This window comes from Actinoplanes sp. NPDC020271 (assembly GCF_044388125.1).
In the GTDB taxonomy this organism is placed as follows: domain Bacteria; phylum Actinomycetota; class Actinomycetes; order Mycobacteriales; family Micromonosporaceae; genus Actinoplanes.
In genome coordinates, this window is the sequence record NZ_JBIRWQ010000009.1 from 246,954 (window position 1) to 265,882 (window position 18,929).

The window sequence follows — 18,929 nt, forward strand, 5'->3', positions numbered from 1 at the left end:
CGGGGCACGGTCACCCCGCAGAACCACGAAAAAGCAGCTCAGCGCGGCGTTTTTCCGACCGCCGGACCCGATGCCGACGGGGTCGAGGCGGCGGTCGGCCGCGGCGCCGATGCGGTCGGGGTGGGCCCGGCCGTGGGCACCGACAGCGACGGCGCGGGTGGTGAGGTGGCCGGGCTCGGCGGAGGCGGTGCGGCCGGCGGCTCCGAGTTCACCGGGTGCAGCAGGAGGAACGCCGTGATCGACACGGCCGCGGCGGCGAGACCGGCGGTCAGCGGCAGCCACCATCGGGCCGGGGAGCGGCGACGGGGAGCGAGGTCGTGGCGCAGGTGCTGATGGGTGACGGCGGCGGCCCGGGCGGAGAGGGCCGCGCGCAGGCGCTGTTCCAGGTCGGGTCCGGTCATTTCTCCCCCAGTTCGGCGCGCAGCAGGGTCAGGGCGCGGTGCGCGGTCGACTTGACGGTTCCGGCCGAGATCCGCAGCGTGCCGGCGATCTCCCGCTCGGAGAGCCCGGACCAGTAGCGCAAGACGATGACCTGCCGCTGCCGGGTGGTGAGCCGGCCCAGGGCCCGGATCACCTCGCGGTCACCGGCGCCGAGCAGGGCCTCGTCCTCGGCGGCCGGGGCCGGGTCCGGCCGTGGTGGCAGGTAGGCGCGGGCGATCCGGCGACGGCGCAGCACCGACCGGGCCGCGTTCATCACCGCCGACACCAGGTAGGACTCCGGATCGCCGACAGCGCTCAGGCCGGTGCCGTGACTGCGGTAGAGCCGGGTGAACACGTCCTGGACGACGTCCTCGGCGGTGGGCAGATCATCGACCATGAGCACGGCCAGGCGTACCAGAGGCAGACGCCGCTCGCGGTAGAGCTCGTCGATCGGGGGCGCCGCGGACGCCGCTGTCACGGCCGGGACGGTCCCCCGCCACCAGCGCAGCAGCGACCGGGGCATCGGCAACACGAGAATCACAAAGGGCCTCGGGAACGAAGGACGGGCGCGCCGGCCGTCGTGCACGCCGGCCGGCGCGCGGAACATCAGGACGGGGCCGAGAAACTGGGCGTCGGCGCGGCGGTCGGCTTCCAGGTGGAGCCGGACGGCGTCGTTGCCGCGGTCGGCTTGCGCGTCGACGCGGTAGGCGCCGGCGCTGCCGTCGGCTTGCGCGTCGACCCGCTGGGTGTCGTTGCCGCGGTGGGTGTGCCCGTCGACGCGCTGGGCGTCGTTACCGCCGTCGGCTTCCCGATCGACGCGGTCGGGGTCGGCTCGGCCGTCGGCTTCTGCGAGTAAGCGGACGGAGTCGTGACCGGGGAAGTGGCGGGCCTGGGCGTCGCGTCGTCGGCGAACGCCGCCGCGGCGGACACCCCGCCGATGGCGACAACGGCCACGGCTCCGGCGGCGACCGCGAAAGCCCGGGTGGATCTGCGCATGTGAGACTCCAGCACGTTGGTCTGTCGGTGCACTGTCGCCCGGAAGGACGCCCCGGGCCAGAAAAGGTTGGCTCCCGAGTTGTGACCCGCACCACACAAGATCGGCGGGGCGGCTGGGACGATCGTCGTCGTGATCGAGGACTTCACCGATCGGCTGCTGCGCGACGTCGCCCGCCTCGACCCGTACGCGGCCGTCGCCGACAGCGGCGAACCGGACGCCGACGGGCTCACCGACTACAGCCCGGACGGTCATCAGGCCCGCGCCGACCTGGCCGCCACCGCCCTGCGCCAGCTCGAGTCCGTGCCCGCGACCGGCCCGCTGCACGCCCACCTCACCGAACGGCTGCGCACCCGGATCGACCTCCACGACGCCGGCGAGGACCTGCGCGAACTGCACACGGCGGCGACCGGTCCGCTGCAACTGATCCGCCGGTGCGTCGAGGCCGCCGTGCCCGGCCGTGACACCGCGGGCGCGGCCCACGAGGACGGCTGGGCCCGGGTCGCCGCACGGCAGGCCGCCATCCCGGCGGCACTGGACGGGTACGCCCGCAGTCTCCGGCTCGCCGCCGACCGTGGTCACCGGCCCGCCCGGCGTCAGGTCGACCTGGCGATCCAGCGCTGCCACGACTGGGCCGACGAGGATCTCACGCTGGCGCAGCGGTACGGCGACGGACCGCACCGGGCGTCGTTGCTGGCCGCGGCGCAGAGCGCTCAGAAGGCGTACCACCAATTGGCTTTGATCTTGAAGGAGGACCTGGGACCGCGCGCACGTGCCGAGGAGGCCTTCGGCCCGCAGCGATATGCGCTGTGGGTGCGGGCGTTTCTCGGCGCCGAGCCGGATCTGCGCGAGCTCTACAAGTGGGGCTGGGACGAGTTCACCGCGATCGAGGCGCAACTGGTCGCGGAAGCGGGCGGCAACGTGCCGGAGGCCCTGGACCGGCTCGACCGGCCGGACGCGCCCGGGGTGCTGCCGAGCCGGGCCGCGTTCGGCGCCTGGCTGCAGGAGCTTCTCGACGCGACGACCGAGCGGCTGCACGGAACGCACTTCGACATTCCCGCGCCGCTGCGGCGCATCGAGTCGCGGGTGACCGTGTCCGCCGGCACCGGCTACGCCCGCCCGTCGCGTGACCTGACCCGGCCCGGCCGCGTCACCTGGTTCCTTCCCGGGAGTCAGACAAATTTTCCCACCTGGCGGGCGTACAGCGTCGTTTACCACGAAGGGGTGCCCGGTCATCACCTGCAGGTCGGTGCCGAGGCCTGCCGCGGTGGTCCCGGGCAGCGGCTGAACCTGCTCGGCGGGCTCTCCGCGAGCCAGGAGGGCTGGGCGCTGTACGCCGAACGGTTCATGGACGAGATCGGACACTACGAGCAGCCCGGCGCCCGCCTCGGCTACCTGTTCTCGCAGCTGCTGCGGGCAGCCCGGGTGGTGCTCGACATCGGGCTGCACCTGCGGCTGTGGACACCGGACGCCGCGCTGCGGCTGCTGCGGGAACGGTGCCATCAAGGGGTGTACGCGCCGCTCGAACTCGCTCGCTATCTGGGCCGTCCCGGTCAGGCGCTGACGTACAAGGTCGGTGAGCGGGTGTGGCTGGCCGGCCGCGCGTCGTTCCGCGGTGACTTCCACCGGCGGGCGCTCGACGTCGGCTCGCTCGGACTGGACTCGCTGACGCGGACGCTGGCGGCGGACCCGCCGTACGCGAGCTAAAAGGTTGTTCGCAGCCGGGCCAGCGGCGACAACGCCATCAGCAGCGGGGACAGCAGCATGCCGGCGGTCGTGCACAGCAGCGCCGTCCGCAACTCCAGCTGCCCGGCCAGGAAACCGCCGAGCAGGGAACCGATCGGGGTCAGGCCCATCCCGGCGAACGTGATCGTGGCCGCGACCCGGCCCTGCAACGCCGGTGGGGTCACCGACTGCCGGACCGCCATGACCGTCACGTTCACCAGCTGCCCGCCGGTCCCGAACACGAAGCCGATCGCGGCCGGGCCGAGGACGGACCTGCCGTGCAGCAGCGGCGCCAGCAGCATCACCCCGTCCCCGGCGAGCGCCGCGACCAGCAGGACCCGGCCGTAGCCGAACCGGGCCGGCAACCGCGCGGCCAGCAACGACCCGGCCAGCGCGCCCGGCCCGGCCGACGCCAGCGCCACCCCGATCGCCGTCCCCGACAGATGCAGCTCCCGCGGCAGGAACAGCAGGTAGACCGTCGTCGTGGCGGCGAAGAAGAACTGGAACGCGGCCGAGGCGAGGCAGATCGCCCGCAGCGACCGGTCGGCCGCCACGAAACGTACGCCGTCGCGGATCCGCCGCGGACCGGCCGCGACGATCGGCTCCCGACGCCGGATCCGGGCCAGCGACACGCTCGACACGGCGAACATCAGTGCTGCCGGAACCACCGTCAGCACCGCCGGCAGCAGCGACACCAGGGCCCCGCCCAGCGCCGGACCGCCGATCTGCGCCGCCGATCGGGTGCCCTCGACCGCGCTGGTCGCCCGCAGCAGGTCGTCGCGGCGCACCAGCCTGACCAGCGACGCCTGATAGGCCACGTCGAAGAAGACCGACAGCGTCCCGACCGTGAACGCGACCAGCAGCAGCACCGGCAGCCCGAGCCCACCCACCAGCGCGGCGACAACGGTCGCGCCCAGCGTCACCGCGCGACCCAGGTCGGTCCAGATCATGACGGCACGGGTGCGCCGCCGGTCCACCCAGCGGCCGGCGAGCAGCGCGAACAGCAGCAGCGGCAACTGACCGGCCGCGCGGAGAACACCGAGCTGGTCCGCACCCACGCCGAGCGTGAGGACGGCGAGCAGGGGCAGGACGACCAGGCCGGTCTGCTCGCCCCACTGCGAAGCGGTCTGGCCCGTCCACAGGCGTCGGAAGTCGGCATCGGTCCACAATCCGGGCACAGCGATCCCTCGGCTGGGGCTGCGCCGTGAATTGCGGGGCAGCACGCGATGACAGGAACTCGGGTCAGCGCGTGCGGGAACAACCGGGCATGTCGTCTCGCTTTGCTCTCTCCGGGCCGGGCGGCACAATGATCGGCGTGACTTCGCCGAGGCCGACCGCAGCATACTTCGACCAGTGGTACGCCGACATGGCAGTTTCCCCGGCCCGGGACGCCATCGTCGCCCGCACGCTCGGTCTGCCCGCCGAACTGGAGGTTGCCGGTACCCTGCCGTGGGACGGCATCGCCGCGATGACCGCAGCGCTGCACCCGGCACCGGGCGCGACGCTGGTCGACCTCGCGTGCGGGCGCGGCGGGTACGGCATCGAGATCGCCCGCCGCACCGGCGCACACCTGATCGGCGTCGACTTCTCCGAGGTGGCCGTGCGTGCGGCCACCGCGCTCAGCGCCCGCCGCCTACCCGGGAACCGCGCCGAGTTCCGGGTCGGGACGCTGGCCGCCAGCGGCCTGCCCGACGGTACGGCGGACGCGCTGATGTGTGTGGACGCGGTCCAGTTCGCCGAGCCGCCCCTGGCCGCGATGGCCGAGTTCCACCGGCTCCTCACCCCCGGCGGCCGGCTCGCCCTGACCTGCTGGGAGGCGGTCGACCCGGGCGACGACCGGGTGCCGGCCCGCATCCGCGAGGTCGGCCTGCGGCGGGACCTGCCGCAGGCCGGGTTCACCGACGTGCAGGTGCACGACATGCCCGACTGGCGGGCCGCCGAGAAGACCATGTGGCAGGAAGCCCTCGCCGCGGACGGCACCGACCCGGCCGTACGGTCGCTGCAGGAGGAAGGCCGCAGTTCGCTGGCGGCGTTCGACTCACTGCGCCGCGTGTTCGCGACCGCCGTCGCCGGGTGATCCGGGTTCCCACGACAGCATCCGGCGGTGGTGGACTCGAGGCGCAACAACTTCTACAAGGCGTTCCGCGAGGCCGGGCGGGTCATCCGCACCATCCAACTGCTGCGCTACTTGTCGGACCCGCAGCTACGGCGGCGGACCACCGCGGCGACCAACAAGGTCGAGTCCTACAACAACTTCTCCGCCTGGTGCCGGTTCGGCAACGAGGGCCGCGTGCGCGACAACGACACCGCCGAGCAGGAGAAACACATCAGGTACTCCACCCTGCTGACCAACGCGGTCATCTTCCACACCACCCTGGACATGATGAACGTGCTACGCCAGCTCGCCACCGAAGGTTGGGAGATCAAACCGGAGGATCTGACCGTACTCTCGCCATACCAGACGATGCGGATCAACCGGTTCGGCGTCTACGCCACCGACGAGATCACCATCACGCCCGAACAGTACGACGCCCACCTACCCGACATCGACCTCACCATCACCGAGCCGGTGTCCTGACCAGCCCTGGTCGCCGTCGCGCATAGGTCGCGTATCAACGCATCGCCCTTGACCAGCGGAGGCAACAGATCTGAGTTCAGGCCGCCCGTGGCTGCAGCGCCACCATCGCCAGGTCGACGATGCCGTCGGCGTACTCATCGGTGAGCGGTCCGGTGCGCAGCATCCAGCGGTGGTACATCGGACCGATCAGCAGCTCGACAGCTTGGTCGAGATCGATCCCCACCCGTAGCTGCCCGGTCTCGCGGGCGGACCGTAGCCGGGCCTTGATGGCGTCGAGCTGGGGCCGCAGCAGCCGGTCTCGTACGTGTTCGGCGAGGGTCTCGCTGGACAGCGTCTCGATGGTGAGCGCCCGGGTGGTCGCCGAGAGGCGGGGATCTGCGAGTTCGGCGACGATCGCGCGGACGACGGCGCGTAGGTCGGCCTCCAAGTCGCCGCTATCGGGCAGCACGGGAGGGCCCGCTGCGGACATCTGCTCGACGAGCGCGTCCAGGACGACCGCGCCGCGACCCGACCACCACCGGTAGATCGTCTGTTTACCGACACCGGCTCGGGCCGCGATCGCCTCCACGGTGAGATCGGGGTAGCCCGCCTCGTGGAGCAGGGCCAGCGTCGCGTCCAGGATGGCTTTCCGGGAACGCTCGCTACGGCGGGCGGGATCGGGCGCGTTCGGCATGGCGCCACCCTAGCCGAAGCGAGACGTGACGTCTCGTCTTGACAAGTCCAGGGATGAACGAGACGCTACGTCTCGTCTTGTTAAGTGGATTCGGAGGTACTCCATGCGTCACGCCCACATCGCCATGGTCAGCATCCCGTTCCCGGGGCACGTCAACCCGAGCATCGAGGTCGTCCGGGAACTGGCCGCACGCGGGCACCGGGTCACCTACGCCAACGACCCCTCCTACGCTGCCGTCATCGAGGCGGTCGGAGCAGAGTTCAAGCCGTACCGGTCGACGCTGGTGAACGGCAACGACGGCTTCGAGGGCGACACGATCGACCAGCTAACCCTCTTCCTGGACGACGCCGTCGCGATGCTTCCGCAGCTACGCGAGGCGTACGAACACGACAGACCCGACCTGTTCCTGTACGACATCGCCGGCGCCCCGGCCCGTCTGCTCGCTGAGCAGTGGGGCATACCCGCGGTGCAACTGTCTCCCACATTCGTCGCCTGGGACGGCTACGAGGATGAGATGGCCCCCATGATCGCGGCAATGAAGGCCGACCCACGCGGCGCCGCCTACTACCGCCGCTTCCAGCAGTGGCTGACCGACAACGGATCCTCCGTCACCGACAGTGCCGCCTTCCACGGCCGGCCGCAGCGTGCCCTGGTCCTCATCCCCCGGATCATGCAGCCGCATGCCGAGCGGGTGGACGACTGCGTCTACACCTTCGCCGGTCCCGTCTTCGGCGATCGCGCCGATCAAGGCACCTGGACCCCACCGGCAGAAGCCGAGAACGTCCTGCTCATCTCGCTCGGCTCGACATTCACCGAGCACCCGGAGTTCTACCGGCGCTCAGTGCAAGCTTTCGGCGACCTACCCGGTTGGCATGTGGTGTTGCAGATCGGCCAACGGGTCGATCCGGCCGAACTCGGCGACCTGCCAGGCAACATCGAGGTCCACTCATGGGTACCCCAACGCGACATCCTCCGTCAGGCTCAAGCCTTCGTCACCCACGGCGGCATGGGCGGCAGCACCGAAGGCCTGTACTACGCCACCCCGATGCTGGTGGCCCCGCAGGCGGTGGACCAGTTCGCCAACGCCGAACGCCTGATCGAACTCGGCGTGGCCCGCCGGATCGACACCAGCGACATCACAGCGCAAGAGTTGCGGTCCGCGCTCCTCGACCTCGTCGCCGACCGGCAGGTACGCCACACCAGCACCCGGATCGGTCAGGAACTGCGGGAACAGAGCGGTGCCGGATACGCCGCGACACTCATCGAGGCGCAACTGCCACCACAACCGGCGTCAGAGCCCGGCATTCAGTCCTGACCGTCGTTCGCATGCCAGCACGATCGGAATGGCGCGGTCCAACGTTGGGCACCCTCATCGGCACCGCGCGGCCGCCGTACACATAGCGAGACGAACCCGCTCGCCCGCGTGTGGAGGACTGCCGACATCAGTGCAGCCAGTCTCGGACGGGCCAGCGCCTTGTCCAGCTCCGGACGGGACGCGGTCTTGCCCGACACGCCCTCGTCGATGTAGATCTCCTCGCAGCCGGCCTCAGCTAGGAGCTGCCGCTGGCTGATGGAGTTCTGCTCGCGGGTTGACACCCGGGCGTAGCCGATCCTCATCATCGGCGCCATCCTAGAAGGCCTGGCTACACCGCCTATTGCCGGTTTCCGCGGTACCTTGGCTGCACCCCCGCCAGGCCGCACCCGGGCCCGCATCGGCGAGACGGCGGACAGGTCGTCGGCATCGAAGCTCATGATCGTTACTGTGTCACGGCCCGGCGCACGGCCCCGTCGAGTGGCTGTCCCCCACCTCGGCGACGGCAGCGAGCGCATGCCGACCGTCGCCCTTGCCGAGAAATGCGGGATGGTATCAGCGATGAAGCTCACCACGCCGCGCCTGCTGCTGCGCGAGTTCTGTTCCGACGACCACGCCGCGGTGCATGCCTTCGCGAGCGACGCCGAGGTCGTCCGGTACACCGACTGGGGACCGAACGAGCCGCAGGACACCACCGCCTTCCTGCACGAGGTGGCCGAGAACGCCCGGGCCGCACCGCGGTCCGTGTTCGCCCTGGCGGTGGTGGACCGGGCCGGCGACACCCTGATCGGCTCGATTCGGCTGGAGGTCACCAGTACACGGCACCGCCGGGCCGAGATGGGCTTCGTACTGGCCCGGTCACGGTGGCGAAACGGTTACGCCACCGAAGCCGCCGCCGCTCTCCTGCGGTTCGGCTTCCACGATCTCGCCCTGCACAAGGTCAGCGCGACGTGCGACCCGGCCAACGCGGGCTCAGCGGGCGTGCTGACGAAAATCGGCATGCAGCCCGAAGGTCACCTGCACGACCACCTTCACATCCGTGGGCAGTGGCGCGACCGGCTGCTGTTCGCCGCTGTCGCGACGGACCAGCACGCCGGCCGTCGGGCTGAGCCGCTCGGGTGATGTGAGCTGCGGGGTGTTCAGGGAGGCGTCCCGGGCCGGCGCGGGCGTCGTGGTGGGTCAGAGCCAGTCAGCGTTGCTCAGCAACCGGGAACGTAACTCGCGGGCGGCCTTACCGCGGTAGGACTCCAACACGTCGTAGAGCGTTTCGCGTACGTCCGAGTCGGGGTGATCAGCGAGGAACTCGAGCTCTTCGGCGCCGCCCCGGCTGCGCGCGCCGAGCCCCCACAGCGCGTCACAGATGTCCTCCGCCGTCGCCGCGCCCAGCAGTTGCGCCATCAGCTCCGGCTTGGTCTTGCGGGGCGTGAAGTCCTCGTCCCGCAGACGGCGACGCAGCCGGGCCACCTTGGGGGTGCCGGGTTGAAGGCAGGCTGGACATGTACACGGCCGGACGCCGTGCGCGTCCGGCTTGTGCCGCCAGCCGATGCCCTGCGCCACGCTTCGGACTCGACGCACGTCGCCGGCCGGGATCGCACGGGGCACGAAGATCTCAAAGCCGCGCGGATCGGCCGCCTCCCGCACCAGGGCAACGGCCCGCGCCACCGCGCAGCGCTCCGGCTCCCGGTTGTACCGGCCGACCAGCACCGGCTCGTCGTCGGGAATGTACAGGTCCACGGCGGCGAGCACGCCCGGGTGCCAGCGCCGCAGCTCGCGTACCCACTGGTGGGTGAGCGTGTAGGAGGTGAGCACCGGCATGCAGTAAACGCCCCGCTCACCGGCACCGCCGGGACTGCGCGCGGCAACACCGGAGCGGACGATTCGTCGCGCCCGGTCTGCGGGAGTGAGATGCACCAGGTTCGCCATCGCGGCGCAGCGTAGCCAAGTCCTGGCCGATCGCACCAGCGGATTCGCGCCATCACCTGCCGCTGTGATCCCTGCGCGCCTGGTGCGACCACCGGTGAGGACCTGTCAGATCTGAGGCGGCTGAGGATGGGGCCGGCCGCGCCTTGCTGCGACACCCGGCGCGACACTTGTCCCCCGGCGCTCACGAAGCGTGCTGTCGGTACTGTCGGGCGGTCCTTCATCGCCGACTCCACGAGGACCCGTGCCGAACCTTCTACGCGCCCGCCTGACCCTGTTCGTGTCCATGCTGTGTCTGCTCGCCGCCGGTGCTGCGGCCTGCGATCTGCCCGGTGGCCGGGATGCCCGGCCGAGCGCGTCCGGCGCGGCTCCGGTATCCGGCCGGGTGGACCTGCTGGCCGGGGACTGGAGTCACGTGCCGGGCGGGACCGTCGGGTCCGCCGGCGTGCGTATTCATGGCCTGGGTCGGCAGATCGTGCTTCAGGACGGCACGGGCGGGCAACCCCATCCGCCGGTGAACCTGCGTGGCCCGCAGCTCAAGGTTCGCGGCGACTTCCGGGTCAGTGCGACGGTGCACCGCCCGGCCGGCCAGACCGCGTCGCTGTACCTGTACGGCGAGGTGCCGATCGTCTACGACGAGTGGCAACAGAACCGGCGGGGGCTGCGCGTCGCGGTCTCGGAACGCGAGCTGAGCCTGACCGTCTGGGACGGCCGTTCCGCCGCGCCGGCCGCGGAACGGATCGCGTCGGTCGCGTCACCCGCCACGGTGACCGTCACGGTGGACCGTCACGGCGGTGACCTGGTGCTGTCCGCCGGCGGCACCGGCGTGTCCGTCCCGGACCCGGGGGTGTTCGACGCCGGTTCCGTCACGTTCGGGGTCGACGCCGTGCCCGGCGCGCCGGATTGGACCCTGGCAGCGCTGGAGGCGGCGGCACGCGACGGCGGCGGCGTCGCGGTCCGCGACACGCGGCCGTCGGAGCAACCGGCCCCGCCCTCGGACTCGCTGCGTGCCCTGGCCGAGGCCACCGGCCGCCGGCTGCCGATCGGGGCCGCGATGGCGGCCGAACCACTGGTCAGCGACGACGGCTACCGCGCCCTCGCCGCCACCCAGTTCTCGATGCTCACCACCGAGAACGCCCTCAAGCCCCAGTTCGTCCACCCGGGGCCGGACACCTACGATTTTGCGGAGGGTGACCTGCTGGTCGACTTCGCGGCTGCCAACCACATGAAGGTGCACGCGCACACCCTGGTCTTCGGGGAGGCCAACCCGCGCTGGATGCAGCAGGTTCCCCTCGCCGACCGGGAACGCGTGATGACCGCACATGTCAGCACCGTCGTCGGTCGCTACCGTGGCCGGGTCGCGGAGTGGGACGTCGTCAACGAACCGTTGTCGCCGGACGATGACGGACCCGACGGCGGTCCCGGTCTGCGCGAGCACCTGTGGCAGGAAGCGATGGGCGAGTCGTACATCGACAAGGCGTTCACCGCTGCCCGCGCCGCCGACCCCGAGGCGAAGCTGTACCTCAACGAGTTCGGCGCCGAGGCCGACGGCCCCCGCTGGGAAGCCTTGTACGCCCTGGTCGTCCGCCTCCAGGAGCGGGGAGTGCCCATCGACGGGGTCGGTTTCCAAAGCCACATCCACGAGGCCGGTGACCACATCGACCCCGCGGTGCTCCGGTCCCACATCGCCGACCTGGCCGAACTCGGCCTGTCCGCGCGTATCTCCGAGATCGACGTGTACGGCGAATCGCCGCAGGTCCAGGCCGGCCAGTTCGCCGGCGTGCTCGGCGCCTGCCTGTCCGAGCCGACCTGCACCTCGTTCACCACCTGGGGTATCACCGATCGTTACGGCTCCACCGCCGAACACGACAGCTACCCGCTCGAACCCGGCGACGAACTGTTGTGGGACCAGCAACTACGCCCGAAACCCGCGGTCGCCGCCCTGCGGGACACCCTACGCGCGGCCCGCCCGTGACGACCCCAGCGGCGGGACGCTGACGTCTGATCGGACGGCGTCATCAGTCGGCCGACGTCGATCGTTCCATCAGGTAGAACGGGTCGCCGGCCGGACTGGCGGCCCGGCGTCCCCGTCTCGCTGCCCGGTCACAGCCGGATCAGATCGGCGATCTCCTCGGGCAGGCCCGGTGACGTCAGGACGTGACCCATCCCGGGCACGACGTGCAGGACCGCACCCGGGATCGCGGCGGCCAGGGCCTCGCCGTGACCGAGCGGATAAACCGGATCCTGGTCGCCGTGCACGATCGAGGTCGGTGCGGTGATCGACGACAGCGGGGCGAGCAGGCTGGGGTCGTCCCTCCACACCGCCCGGTCATGGTTGGCCGCGGCCGACGGGTCGACCGCACGCGACAGGGCCAACTCGAGCAGCGCCCGGGTGCCCGGCTCGTCGAACGGCCGGACCGGCCCGTTGAAGACCCGGAACAAGGCCACGTCCGACTCGACCCCCGGCGGCAGCCCGGCTTTCACATGCGCGACGAACGCGGGTGACGGCGGCGGCAGATCATCCGGGTCGGCCGGCTCCCCGGCCAGCGCCCGGGCCCGGGCAGGACCCGGATCGTGACCCATCGGCGAGCTGGACATCACCGTCAAGGACCGGACTCGATCAGGCGCATGCACCCCCAGCCACTGCGCGATCATGCCGCCTGTGGAGACACCGGCCACGTGCGCGGAGGTCAGTCCATGACCGTCCAGCACCGCCAGGCAGTCACGAGCCAGGTCGCCGATCGTGTACGGGTCAGCGTCGAAGTCGACGATGCTGGACCGGCCGGTGTCGCGCTGATCGAACCGGATCACCTGGACGCCGCGCTCGACAAGTCGACCGACCAGCGCGTCAGGGCACAGGACACCCTGAGCGGCCGAACCCATGACCATCAGGACAGCGGGAAGCTCGGGATCCCCGGCCCGTTCGGTCCAGATCCGCAACGGTCCGGAGGCCACGAACCGTTGCTGCGCATCCACCATGGCGGGCACAGTATCGGCAACTGGTCGGCGAGCACCCGCTATTTCTGATGGCAGACCCTAAGCTGTCCTAATTACCGAATTGTAAATAACAGTAATTCGATAATCCTCCGTGAGGCCCGCTCGGGACTCCGCTCCCCCATCGACGGAGGCGTAAAATAATGACCGTTATCCGTCAGGTAGGATCTTGGTGTGACGGACGAACCACAGAGCACAGTCGGCAGTGAACTCGTCGCCACCGACCCGGCCCCGTTGCCCGCTACGGTGTCGCCGACGCCGACCCGGCTCGCGGAACTGACCACGATGTGGCTGAGCCGGCAACGCTCCGCGCACACCCGCACCGCCTACCGGCGCGACCTGTGGCAGTGGGGTGAATGGTGCGCGGCCACCGGCCGTAATCCGCTGACCGCCCGGCCCGCCGACCTCGACGCGTGGATCGTCGAGCAACGCGCGACCGGCGCCCGCGGCAAACCCGCCGCCGAGTCCACCATCGCCCGCCGGCTGTCCGCGGTCGCGTCCTGGTACGACTACCTGGTCGTCAACACCGCCGCCGACCCGGAACCGCTGATCAGATACAACCCGGCGCAGGCCGCCGCCCGGCCGCGCGTCGACCCCGACGACAGCAGCACTGTCGGTCTCGACCGCCCGGAAGCCGACCGGCTGCTCACGCAGGCCCGCGCCGACTCCCCGACCGCCTACGCCCTGATCCTGTTGCTGCTGGTCGCCGGCCTGCGCGTCGGTTCGGCGATCGGTGCCCGCATCGAAGACCTCGGCTACGACCGCGGTCACCGGGTGCTGAACCTGACGGTCAAGGGCGGTCGCCGCCGCCGGGTCCCGTTGCCCCCGGTGCTGTCGCACGCCATCGACCTGATGCTGGCCGAGCGCGGAACCCCGGCCGAGGGTTCGCTGTTCCTGACACCGTCCGGCCTGGAGATCTACGAGCTGTACGTGCACCGGCTGATCCGCCGGCTGGCGCGCCGCGCCGGGCTGTCCTCGGCGAGCGCGCTGAGCCCGCACTCACTGCGCCACACCGCGATCACCGAAATCCTCGACGCCACCGGCGGCGACCTGCGCCGGGCCCAGGATTTCGCCGGCCACGCCGACCCGCGCACCACCCGCCGCTACGACCGGCGCCGCGACCAGCTCGACAACCACGGCGCTTACCTGCTCGCCGGCCGCTACGGCGACACCGGGGGCAACTGATCCGGACAACGGCAGGTTCTGTCAGAACGATTCTCCTGAGATTTCGCCGCGACCGTTCCCGCGCCGACTCCTATTCCATGCCAACCGTCACCCGACCAGCAAGCCGGACGGCGCGACCTGGCGGCACGGCACCGGCCCCGCTTCGGTCACCCTGCGCGCCCCGGCCCTGGAGTTGCTGCTGGTGCTCACCCGGGGGCGCCCGCCCGGAGCGCCCGGCGGGGATCGGGCGGTGCTGCAGCGCTGGCTGGCGACCACCGGGTTCTGACAGGATCGGGAGCATGGCGCTCATCGCGTACGACCGGACCGACGCCTCCGCGTTCGAAGCCACCCGCCACCTCCGCGGTGACGCCCTCAGCCCGTGGCGGGAGGCGATCACCCGGCACCTCGGCCCACGCCCCGGGATGCGCGTGCTCGACCTGGGCTGCGGCACGGCGACGTGGACGGCAGCGTTCCGGGACTGGTGGCCGGGCATCGACGTGGTCGCGGTCGAACCGTCCGCGGCGATGCGCGACCGAGCCGTCACCGGCCCCGTCCTGCCCGGCGACGCCGCGAGCATCCCGGTCGCCGACGCCAGTGTGGACGCGGTGTGGCTGTCGACGGTCATCCACCACGTGCCGGATCTGCCGGCCGCGGCCCGCGAGATCCGCCGGGTCCTCGCCCCGGGCGCGCCGGTGCTGATCCGCTCGGCGTTCCCGGGCCGTCACGACGGGCTCGCCCTGTGCCGGTTCTGGCCGGAAACGATCACCGCGTTGGAGCAGCACTACCCGGCCGTGGCCACGATCGTCGACGCGTTCGGCGGGCCCGGAGCGGTCCTGGAACCGGTCACGCAGGTGTCCGCGCCGTCCCTGCTCGACGCGGCCACCTGCCTGCGCCGCGAAGCGCACACCCTCCTGCAGTTGATCAGCGACGAGGCGTACGAGGCGGGCCTGGCCCGGCTGCACGAGGCCGCCCGCACCGCCACGGGTCCGCAACTGGACACTCTCGACCTGCTGGTGCTGCGCTGAGATAGGGTCCGCCCTCGTGACCCCGAGCTGGCTGGCCGACACCCGCACCTCCTACGACACGGTCGCCGGCAGCTATGCCGACCTGGTCCGTGACTCGCTGCCCCAGCAGCCCGACCTACGCGCCGCCCTGGCGCTCTTCGCCGACCTGGTCACCGCGGCCGGCGGCGGCCCGGTCGCCGACATCGGCTGCGGACCCGGCCACGTCAGCGCCCACCTGCAGCATCTCGGCGTCGACGCGTTCGGCCTCGACCTGTCCCCCGCGATGATCGACATCGCCCGGCGGGAACATCCCGGGCTGCGCTTCGACGTCGGGTCGATGACCGACCTGCGCCTCGGCGACGCGTCGGTGACCGGGCTGCTGGCGTTCTGGTCGCTGATCCACATCCCGGACGAGGCGATCCCCGGCGTTCTCGGCCACTTCCACCGGGTGCTGCGCCCGGGCGGGCCGCTGCTGGTCGGGTTCCACGTCGGCAGCGAGTCGACGCTGAAGACGCAGGGCTACGGCGGGCATCCGATGAACGTGCACGTGCACCGCCGCCAGCCGAGCCGGGTCGCGACCTGGTTGCGCGACGCCGGGTTCACCCTCACCACCCAGCTGCTGCTCGACCTGGACCAGCCCCGCCCCGGCGCGATCCTGATCGCCCGCCGCTGACCCGGGCCGGCCTCGTCCGGGGCCACGGCCGAGCCCGGCCCGGGCGGTGGCCTCACATTCGCCGGTGCTGTCTCGTCGGATCGGCACATCCGCCGTCCGAGGAGGCCCCGTGCACGCCGCCCACATCACGCTCACGATCGTCGCCGCGTTCCTCGCCGCGAGCGCCTCGGTCACGTACCTGATCGGCCACGACTACCCGAAAGCGCAACTGAGGATGAAACGGCTGCCGCTGTCATGGATGCCACGGCTCGGCGCGGTCCTGGCCGCGGGCGCGGCAGGCCTGCTGGCCGGTTTCGCCGTCCCGCTCGTGGGCGTGCTCGCCGCGGCCGGCCTGTTCCTGTACTTCGCCGCTGCCCTGGTCGCCCACCTGCGCGTCGGCTCCCGCGACCTGATCGGCTGGGCGGTCTTCTTCACCACGATGACCGCCGACCTGATCATCACCGTGCTGCACACGTGGTAGACCCCGCTGAGCGCCGGAACGACGCCGACGTCGAGAGGTGTCATCTCGGCCCGGAAGCACCCCTGAGCACCAGCCGGCGAGGGCACGGCGCGCTGCCTGCGGTGACCGGGGGTGAGAGGGCGCGGGACGGGCCGGGCACCGCCCGTACGCGCCAACGGGTTTGCTCAGACGCCGCCGGTGCGGTCCTCGTCATCGTCGTCCGACGGCGGCCGGTTGGCGTGCGACTGGTTGATGCCGGCGTTGCTGCTGCCGTGGGCCGGGGTGTCCGCGGCCGGTTCCTCGTCGGTCGGGAACGTGCCGGTCTCGTCAGGGCCGGAGACGTGCTGGTCGGTGCCGGCGCCGGATTCTCTGCTCATGGCAGATGCCTACCCGCATTCGGGCGATCAGAACCGGAAGCCGAGCCCTGATCGGTTACATTCCGCCCATGACGACGACAGTGGATGTCCATGGAGTGACCGTCGCCTACTTCACCGCCGGTGACCCCGGCAACCCGCCGCTGGTGCTGCTGCACGGTCTCGGGGACAGCAGCGCCGACTGGGTGACCGTCCTGCCCGACCTGTCCGCGACCCATCACGTGCACGCCCTGGACCTGCGGGGTCACGGCGGCAGTTCCCATCCGGGCAAATATTCGTTCGAGTTGATGCGCGACGACGTCCTGGCCTACCTCGACACGGCCGGGGTGGGCGCGGCGGTGCTGGTCGGGCATTCGATGGGTGCGGTCGTGGCGACGCTGCTGGCCCTCGCCGCGCCGCACCGGGTGACACACCTGATCCTGGAGGACGCGGTGCCGCCGCGGCCCGGGGCGCTGACCCGGCCGCCGCTGGAAGCGCCCACCGAGCCGACCGGGTTCGACTTCGCCGCCGTCAACGCGATCCGCGCGCAGCTCAACGACCCGGACCCGGCCTGGTGGCAGGCCCTGGCCGAGCTGACCGTCCCGACGCTGGTGATCAGCGGGGCCGAGAGCGGCATACCGCACGAGTTGCTGGCCGACGCCGTCGACCGCATCCCCGACGCGGTGCTGGCCACGGTCACGGCGGGTCACTACGTCCACACCGAGCAGCCGACCGCGTTCATCACCGAGCTCACCCGGTTCCTCGACAACCATTGAAACCCCGATTTTCCCGTACGCCGTGCAGCGTCCCACCCCCGTCGCCGGCCCCGCGGGTGGGACGCTGCCGGACGTGCAACGCATCGTCGTCTACGGTGTCACCGGCGCCGGCAAGTCGACCCTGGCCGCTGCGATCGGGGCCCGCACCGGCCTGCCGTACCACCCGGTCGACGACCTGACCTGGGAACCCGGCTGGGTCGAAGTCCCCGTTGCCGTGCAACGCGAACGGATCGCCGCGGTGTGCGCCGGTGACAGGTGGGTGATCGACAGCGCGTACCAGAGCTGGATCGACATCGCGTCGGCGCGCGCCGACCTGATCGTCGGCCTGGACCTGCCGCGGTGGCGGTGCCTGGCCCGGCTGCTGCGCCGCACCCTGTCCCGGGTCGTCACGCGCGCCCCGATCTGCAACGGCAACACCGAGTCGCTGCGCGAGGTGTTCACCCGGGACTCGATCGTGCTGCAGCAGTTCCGGTCGTACCCGCGCAAGAAGGCCCGGATGCGGGCCTGGGTGACCGATCCGTCGATGCCGCCGGTCGTGCTGCTGCGCACCCCGGCCGCGGTCCGCGACTGGCTGGCCACGATGTAACACCGGGCGCCCGCCGCGCCAAGTACCCGGTGACGACATCGAGAGGAGACCCTGTGGAGGATCCGTTCGAGGCGTTCTACCGGGAGCACATCGGCCCGGTCAGTCGCTTCGTCGCCCGCCGCGTCGACGACCCGCACCTGGCGGCCGACCTGACCGCCGACATCTTCGTCGCGGTCATCGAGTCCGCGCACACCTACCGCCCCGACCGGGGCAGCAGAACCGCCTGGCTGTACGGCGTGGCCCACCACGTCCTCGCGGCCGAGCACCGCCGGGCCCGCCGCGAGTCGGCCGTGACCCGCCGGGTCGCCGGACGCCGCCTGCTCGACGCCGCCGACGTGGCCCGCATCGAGGAACGCATCGACGCCGAAGCCTCGGCCCGCCGCGTCCACCAGGCGTTGTCCGGGGTGCCGGACGGTACGCGCCGGCTGCTGGAACTGGTCGCGGTCGACGGGCTGCCGGTGGCCGAGGCCGCCGCGGTGCTCGGGATGTCCGCGATCGCGGCCCGGGTACGGCTGCACCGCGCCCGGCGGCAGATCCGGGCCCTGCTCACCGACGAGATCGCGCTGGGAGGAACGACCCATGAGTACGCCTGACACGTTCGAGGACCGTCTGCTGGACGCGCTGCGGCCCCTGGCCGCGGAGCGGGCCGAGCAGGTGCAGGCGCTGAGCCCGGCGTCGCGGCAGGCACGCGGCGCCGGGTCGCCGGGTGCGCCGGTCCCGACGCGTCGCCGGTGGCGTCCGGCGCTGGTGGCCGTCGCGGTCGCCGCCGTGGTCGCGGCGGCGGTGCCGATGCTGCACACGCAGGCCGCCTACGCGGTGGAACGCGACCCGGACGGTTCGATCCGGATCACGATCCGTCAGTACACCGACGCGGCCGGGCTGCAGCGGCGCATCGAATCCTTCGGGGTGAGAGCGGCGGTCGACTTCCTGCCGGCCGGCACGGTGTGCCAGGGTCCGCGGGCGGCGTTCGTGCCGCCGGAGCAGATGCCGCTCGCCCTGGTCGACTGGTCGACACTGTCCGAACCTGATCACTACTTCAAAGTGCATCCGGAGCGGATCGGGCCGGGGCAGACGTTCGTCTACGCCGCGCAGATCAACAAGGGGACGACGAAGGCGGCGATCCGGTTGGCCGACGGCCCGGTCGGCCCGTGCGTCCCGGTCCCGGGCACCACCATGATCGCCGGCGGCTGAGCGATCGTCGCCGGGGGGGGGGCCGGGGGGGGCCCCGGGGCCCCCCCCCCCCCCCCGGGCCGGTTAAGGCCAAAAACCCGTGACCCCCCGCCAAAGAGATAGCGGGCAAGTGCGACGCCAAAGGCCC

At 71.6% G+C, this 18,929-nt stretch carries 23 protein-coding genes and 1 pseudogene; 16 read left to right on the forward strand and 8 right to left on the reverse strand.

Features of this window, described 5'->3' with window-relative positions; genetic code table 11:
• Positions 1-38: 38 nt before the first annotated feature.
• Together ACH442_RS22100 and ACH442_RS22105 are read right to left on the reverse strand one after the other, a co-directional pair.
• Positions 39-401: a hypothetical protein gene (locus tag ACH442_RS22100; protein ID WP_396339953.1), complete on the reverse strand. Its 363-nt coding sequence runs from the start codon at positions 399-401 to the stop codon at positions 39-41.
• Positions 398-943 (reverse strand): RNA polymerase sigma factor, encoded by a 546-nt coding sequence (locus tag ACH442_RS22105; protein WP_396339954.1) that lies wholly within the window; start codon positions 941-943, stop codon positions 398-400. The genes ACH442_RS22100 and ACH442_RS22105 overlap by 4 nt, the downstream gene beginning before the upstream one ends.
• Positions 944-1,000: 57 nt before the next feature.
• Here ACH442_RS22105 and ACH442_RS22110 point away from each other — a divergent pair, with 57 nt between their 5' ends.
• The 3 genes from ACH442_RS22110 to ACH442_RS22120 all read left to right on the forward strand — a co-directional run bounded on the left by ACH442_RS22110 (position 1,001) and on the right by ACH442_RS22120 (position 3,121).
• Positions 1,001-1,276, forward strand: a complete 276-nt coding sequence (locus ACH442_RS22110) for a hypothetical protein (RefSeq protein WP_396339955.1) — start codon at positions 1,001-1,003, stop codon at positions 1,274-1,276.
• Positions 1,277-1,288: 12 nt separating this feature from the next.
• Positions 1,289-1,420, forward strand: a complete 132-nt coding sequence (locus tag ACH442_RS22115; RefSeq protein ID WP_396339956.1) for a hypothetical protein — start codon at positions 1,289-1,291, stop codon at positions 1,418-1,420.
• Positions 1,421-1,546: 126 nt separating this feature from the next.
• The gene (locus ACH442_RS22120) at positions 1,547-3,121 is read left to right on the forward strand and encodes a DUF885 domain-containing protein (RefSeq protein WP_396339957.1); all 1,575 of its coding nucleotides are present in this window, start codon (positions 1,547-1,549) and stop codon (positions 3,119-3,121) included.
• Here the strand turns inward: ACH442_RS22120 and ACH442_RS22125 are convergent.
• Positions 3,118-4,317: an MFS transporter gene (locus ACH442_RS22125; protein ID WP_396339958.1), complete on the reverse strand. Its 1,200-nt coding sequence runs from the start codon at positions 4,315-4,317 to the stop codon at positions 3,118-3,120. The genes ACH442_RS22120 and ACH442_RS22125 overlap by 4 nt on opposite strands.
• Before the next feature lie 137 nt (positions 4,318-4,454).
• On the opposite strand from ACH442_RS22125, the gene ACH442_RS22130 reads away from it, so the two are divergent.
• Positions 4,455-5,216: a class I SAM-dependent methyltransferase gene (locus ACH442_RS22130; RefSeq protein WP_396339959.1), complete on the forward strand. Its 762-nt coding sequence runs from the start codon at positions 4,455-4,457 to the stop codon at positions 5,214-5,216.
• Between the two features lie 36 nt (positions 5,217-5,252).
• Positions 5,253-5,717: pseudogene (locus tag ACH442_RS22135) on the forward strand (Tn3 family transposase); the annotation flags it as partial.
• A 76-nt stretch (positions 5,718-5,793) separates the two neighbouring features.
• Here the strand turns inward: ACH442_RS22135 and ACH442_RS22140 are convergent.
• A complete protein-coding gene (locus ACH442_RS22140; RefSeq protein ID WP_396339960.1) occupies positions 5,794-6,390 on the reverse strand; it encodes a TetR/AcrR family transcriptional regulator in 597 nt (198 codons plus the stop codon).
• Positions 6,391-6,493: 103 nt separating this feature from the next.
• Between ACH442_RS22140 and ACH442_RS22145 the strand changes: the two genes are divergently transcribed.
• The gene (locus tag ACH442_RS22145) at positions 6,494-7,705 is read left to right on the forward strand and encodes a macrolide family glycosyltransferase (RefSeq protein ID WP_396339961.1); all 1,212 of its coding nucleotides are present in this window, start codon (positions 6,494-6,496) and stop codon (positions 7,703-7,705) included.
• Here ACH442_RS22145 and ACH442_RS22150 read toward each other — a convergent pair.
• Positions 7,696-8,142 (reverse strand): recombinase family protein, encoded by a 447-nt coding sequence (locus tag ACH442_RS22150; RefSeq protein WP_396339962.1) that lies wholly within the window; start codon positions 8,140-8,142, stop codon positions 7,696-7,698. The genes ACH442_RS22145 and ACH442_RS22150 overlap by 10 nt on opposite strands.
• A 121-nt stretch (positions 8,143-8,263) precedes the next feature.
• Between ACH442_RS22150 and ACH442_RS22155 the strand changes: the two genes are divergently transcribed.
• Entirely contained in the window at positions 8,264-8,824 is a 561-nt protein-coding gene (locus tag ACH442_RS22155; RefSeq protein ID WP_396339963.1) for a GNAT family N-acetyltransferase, read from the forward strand.
• 57 nt (positions 8,825-8,881) lie between these two features.
• On the opposite strand, the gene ACH442_RS22160 is transcribed toward ACH442_RS22155, so the two are convergent.
• A complete protein-coding gene (locus ACH442_RS22160; RefSeq protein ID WP_396339964.1) occupies positions 8,882-9,625 on the reverse strand; it encodes a HEAT repeat domain-containing protein in 744 nt (247 codons plus the stop codon).
• Between the two features lie 241 nt (positions 9,626-9,866).
• Between ACH442_RS22160 and ACH442_RS22165 the strand changes: the two genes are divergently transcribed.
• The gene (locus ACH442_RS22165) at positions 9,867-11,597 is read left to right on the forward strand and encodes an endo-1,4-beta-xylanase (RefSeq protein WP_396339965.1); all 1,731 of its coding nucleotides are present in this window, start codon (positions 9,867-9,869) and stop codon (positions 11,595-11,597) included.
• 128 nt (positions 11,598-11,725) lie between these two features.
• On the opposite strand, the gene ACH442_RS22170 is transcribed toward ACH442_RS22165, so the two are convergent.
• The gene (locus ACH442_RS22170) at positions 11,726-12,601 is read right to left on the reverse strand and encodes an alpha/beta fold hydrolase (RefSeq protein ID WP_396339966.1); all 876 of its coding nucleotides are present in this window, start codon (positions 12,599-12,601) and stop codon (positions 11,726-11,728) included.
• Positions 12,602-12,790: 189 nt separating this feature from the next.
• Between ACH442_RS22170 and ACH442_RS22175 the strand changes: the two genes are divergently transcribed.
• The 4 genes from ACH442_RS22175 (at position 12,791) to ACH442_RS22190 (ending at position 15,917) form a co-directional block, all read left to right on the forward strand.
• Positions 12,791-13,801, forward strand: a complete 1,011-nt coding sequence (locus ACH442_RS22175; protein ID WP_396339967.1) for a tyrosine-type recombinase/integrase — start codon at positions 12,791-12,793, stop codon at positions 13,799-13,801.
• 278 nt (positions 13,802-14,079) lie between these two features.
• Positions 14,080-14,805 (forward strand): class I SAM-dependent methyltransferase, encoded by a 726-nt coding sequence (locus ACH442_RS22180; protein ID WP_396339968.1) that lies wholly within the window; start codon positions 14,080-14,082, stop codon positions 14,803-14,805.
• A 16-nt stretch (positions 14,806-14,821) separates the two neighbouring features.
• Positions 14,822-15,457, forward strand: a complete 636-nt coding sequence (locus tag ACH442_RS22185) for a class I SAM-dependent methyltransferase (RefSeq protein WP_396339969.1) — start codon at positions 14,822-14,824, stop codon at positions 15,455-15,457.
• 109 nt (positions 15,458-15,566) lie between these two features.
• Complete coding sequence (locus ACH442_RS22190; RefSeq protein WP_396339970.1) at positions 15,567-15,917, forward strand: DoxX family protein; 351 nt, start codon at positions 15,567-15,569, stop codon at positions 15,915-15,917.
• A 164-nt stretch (positions 15,918-16,081) separates the two neighbouring features.
• Here the strand turns inward: ACH442_RS22190 and ACH442_RS22195 are convergent, their stop codons facing one another.
• On the reverse strand, positions 16,082-16,273 hold the full coding sequence (locus ACH442_RS22195) for a hypothetical protein (RefSeq protein WP_396339971.1): 192 nt from the start codon (positions 16,271-16,273) through the stop codon (positions 16,082-16,084).
• Between the two features lie 68 nt (positions 16,274-16,341).
• On the opposite strand from ACH442_RS22195, the gene ACH442_RS22200 reads away from it, so the two are divergent.
• The 4 genes from ACH442_RS22200 to ACH442_RS22215 all read left to right on the forward strand — a co-directional run bounded on the left by ACH442_RS22200 (position 16,342) and on the right by ACH442_RS22215 (position 18,802).
• Positions 16,342-17,025, forward strand: coding sequence for an alpha/beta fold hydrolase (locus ACH442_RS22200; protein WP_396339972.1), 684 nt, complete (start codon positions 16,342-16,344; stop codon positions 17,023-17,025).
• A 73-nt stretch (positions 17,026-17,098) separates the two neighbouring features.
• Positions 17,099-17,611: an adenylate kinase gene (locus ACH442_RS22205; RefSeq protein WP_396339973.1), complete on the forward strand. Its 513-nt coding sequence runs from the start codon at positions 17,099-17,101 to the stop codon at positions 17,609-17,611.
• A 53-nt stretch (positions 17,612-17,664) separates the two neighbouring features.
• The gene (locus ACH442_RS22210; protein WP_396339974.1) at positions 17,665-18,204 is read left to right on the forward strand and encodes an RNA polymerase sigma factor; all 540 of its coding nucleotides are present in this window, start codon (positions 17,665-17,667) and stop codon (positions 18,202-18,204) included.
• Positions 18,191-18,802, forward strand: coding sequence for a hypothetical protein (locus ACH442_RS22215; RefSeq protein WP_396339975.1), 612 nt, complete (start codon positions 18,191-18,193; stop codon positions 18,800-18,802). Before ACH442_RS22210 ends, ACH442_RS22215 begins: the two co-directional genes overlap by 14 nt.
• The last annotated feature ends 127 nt before the right edge of the window (positions 18,803-18,929 follow it).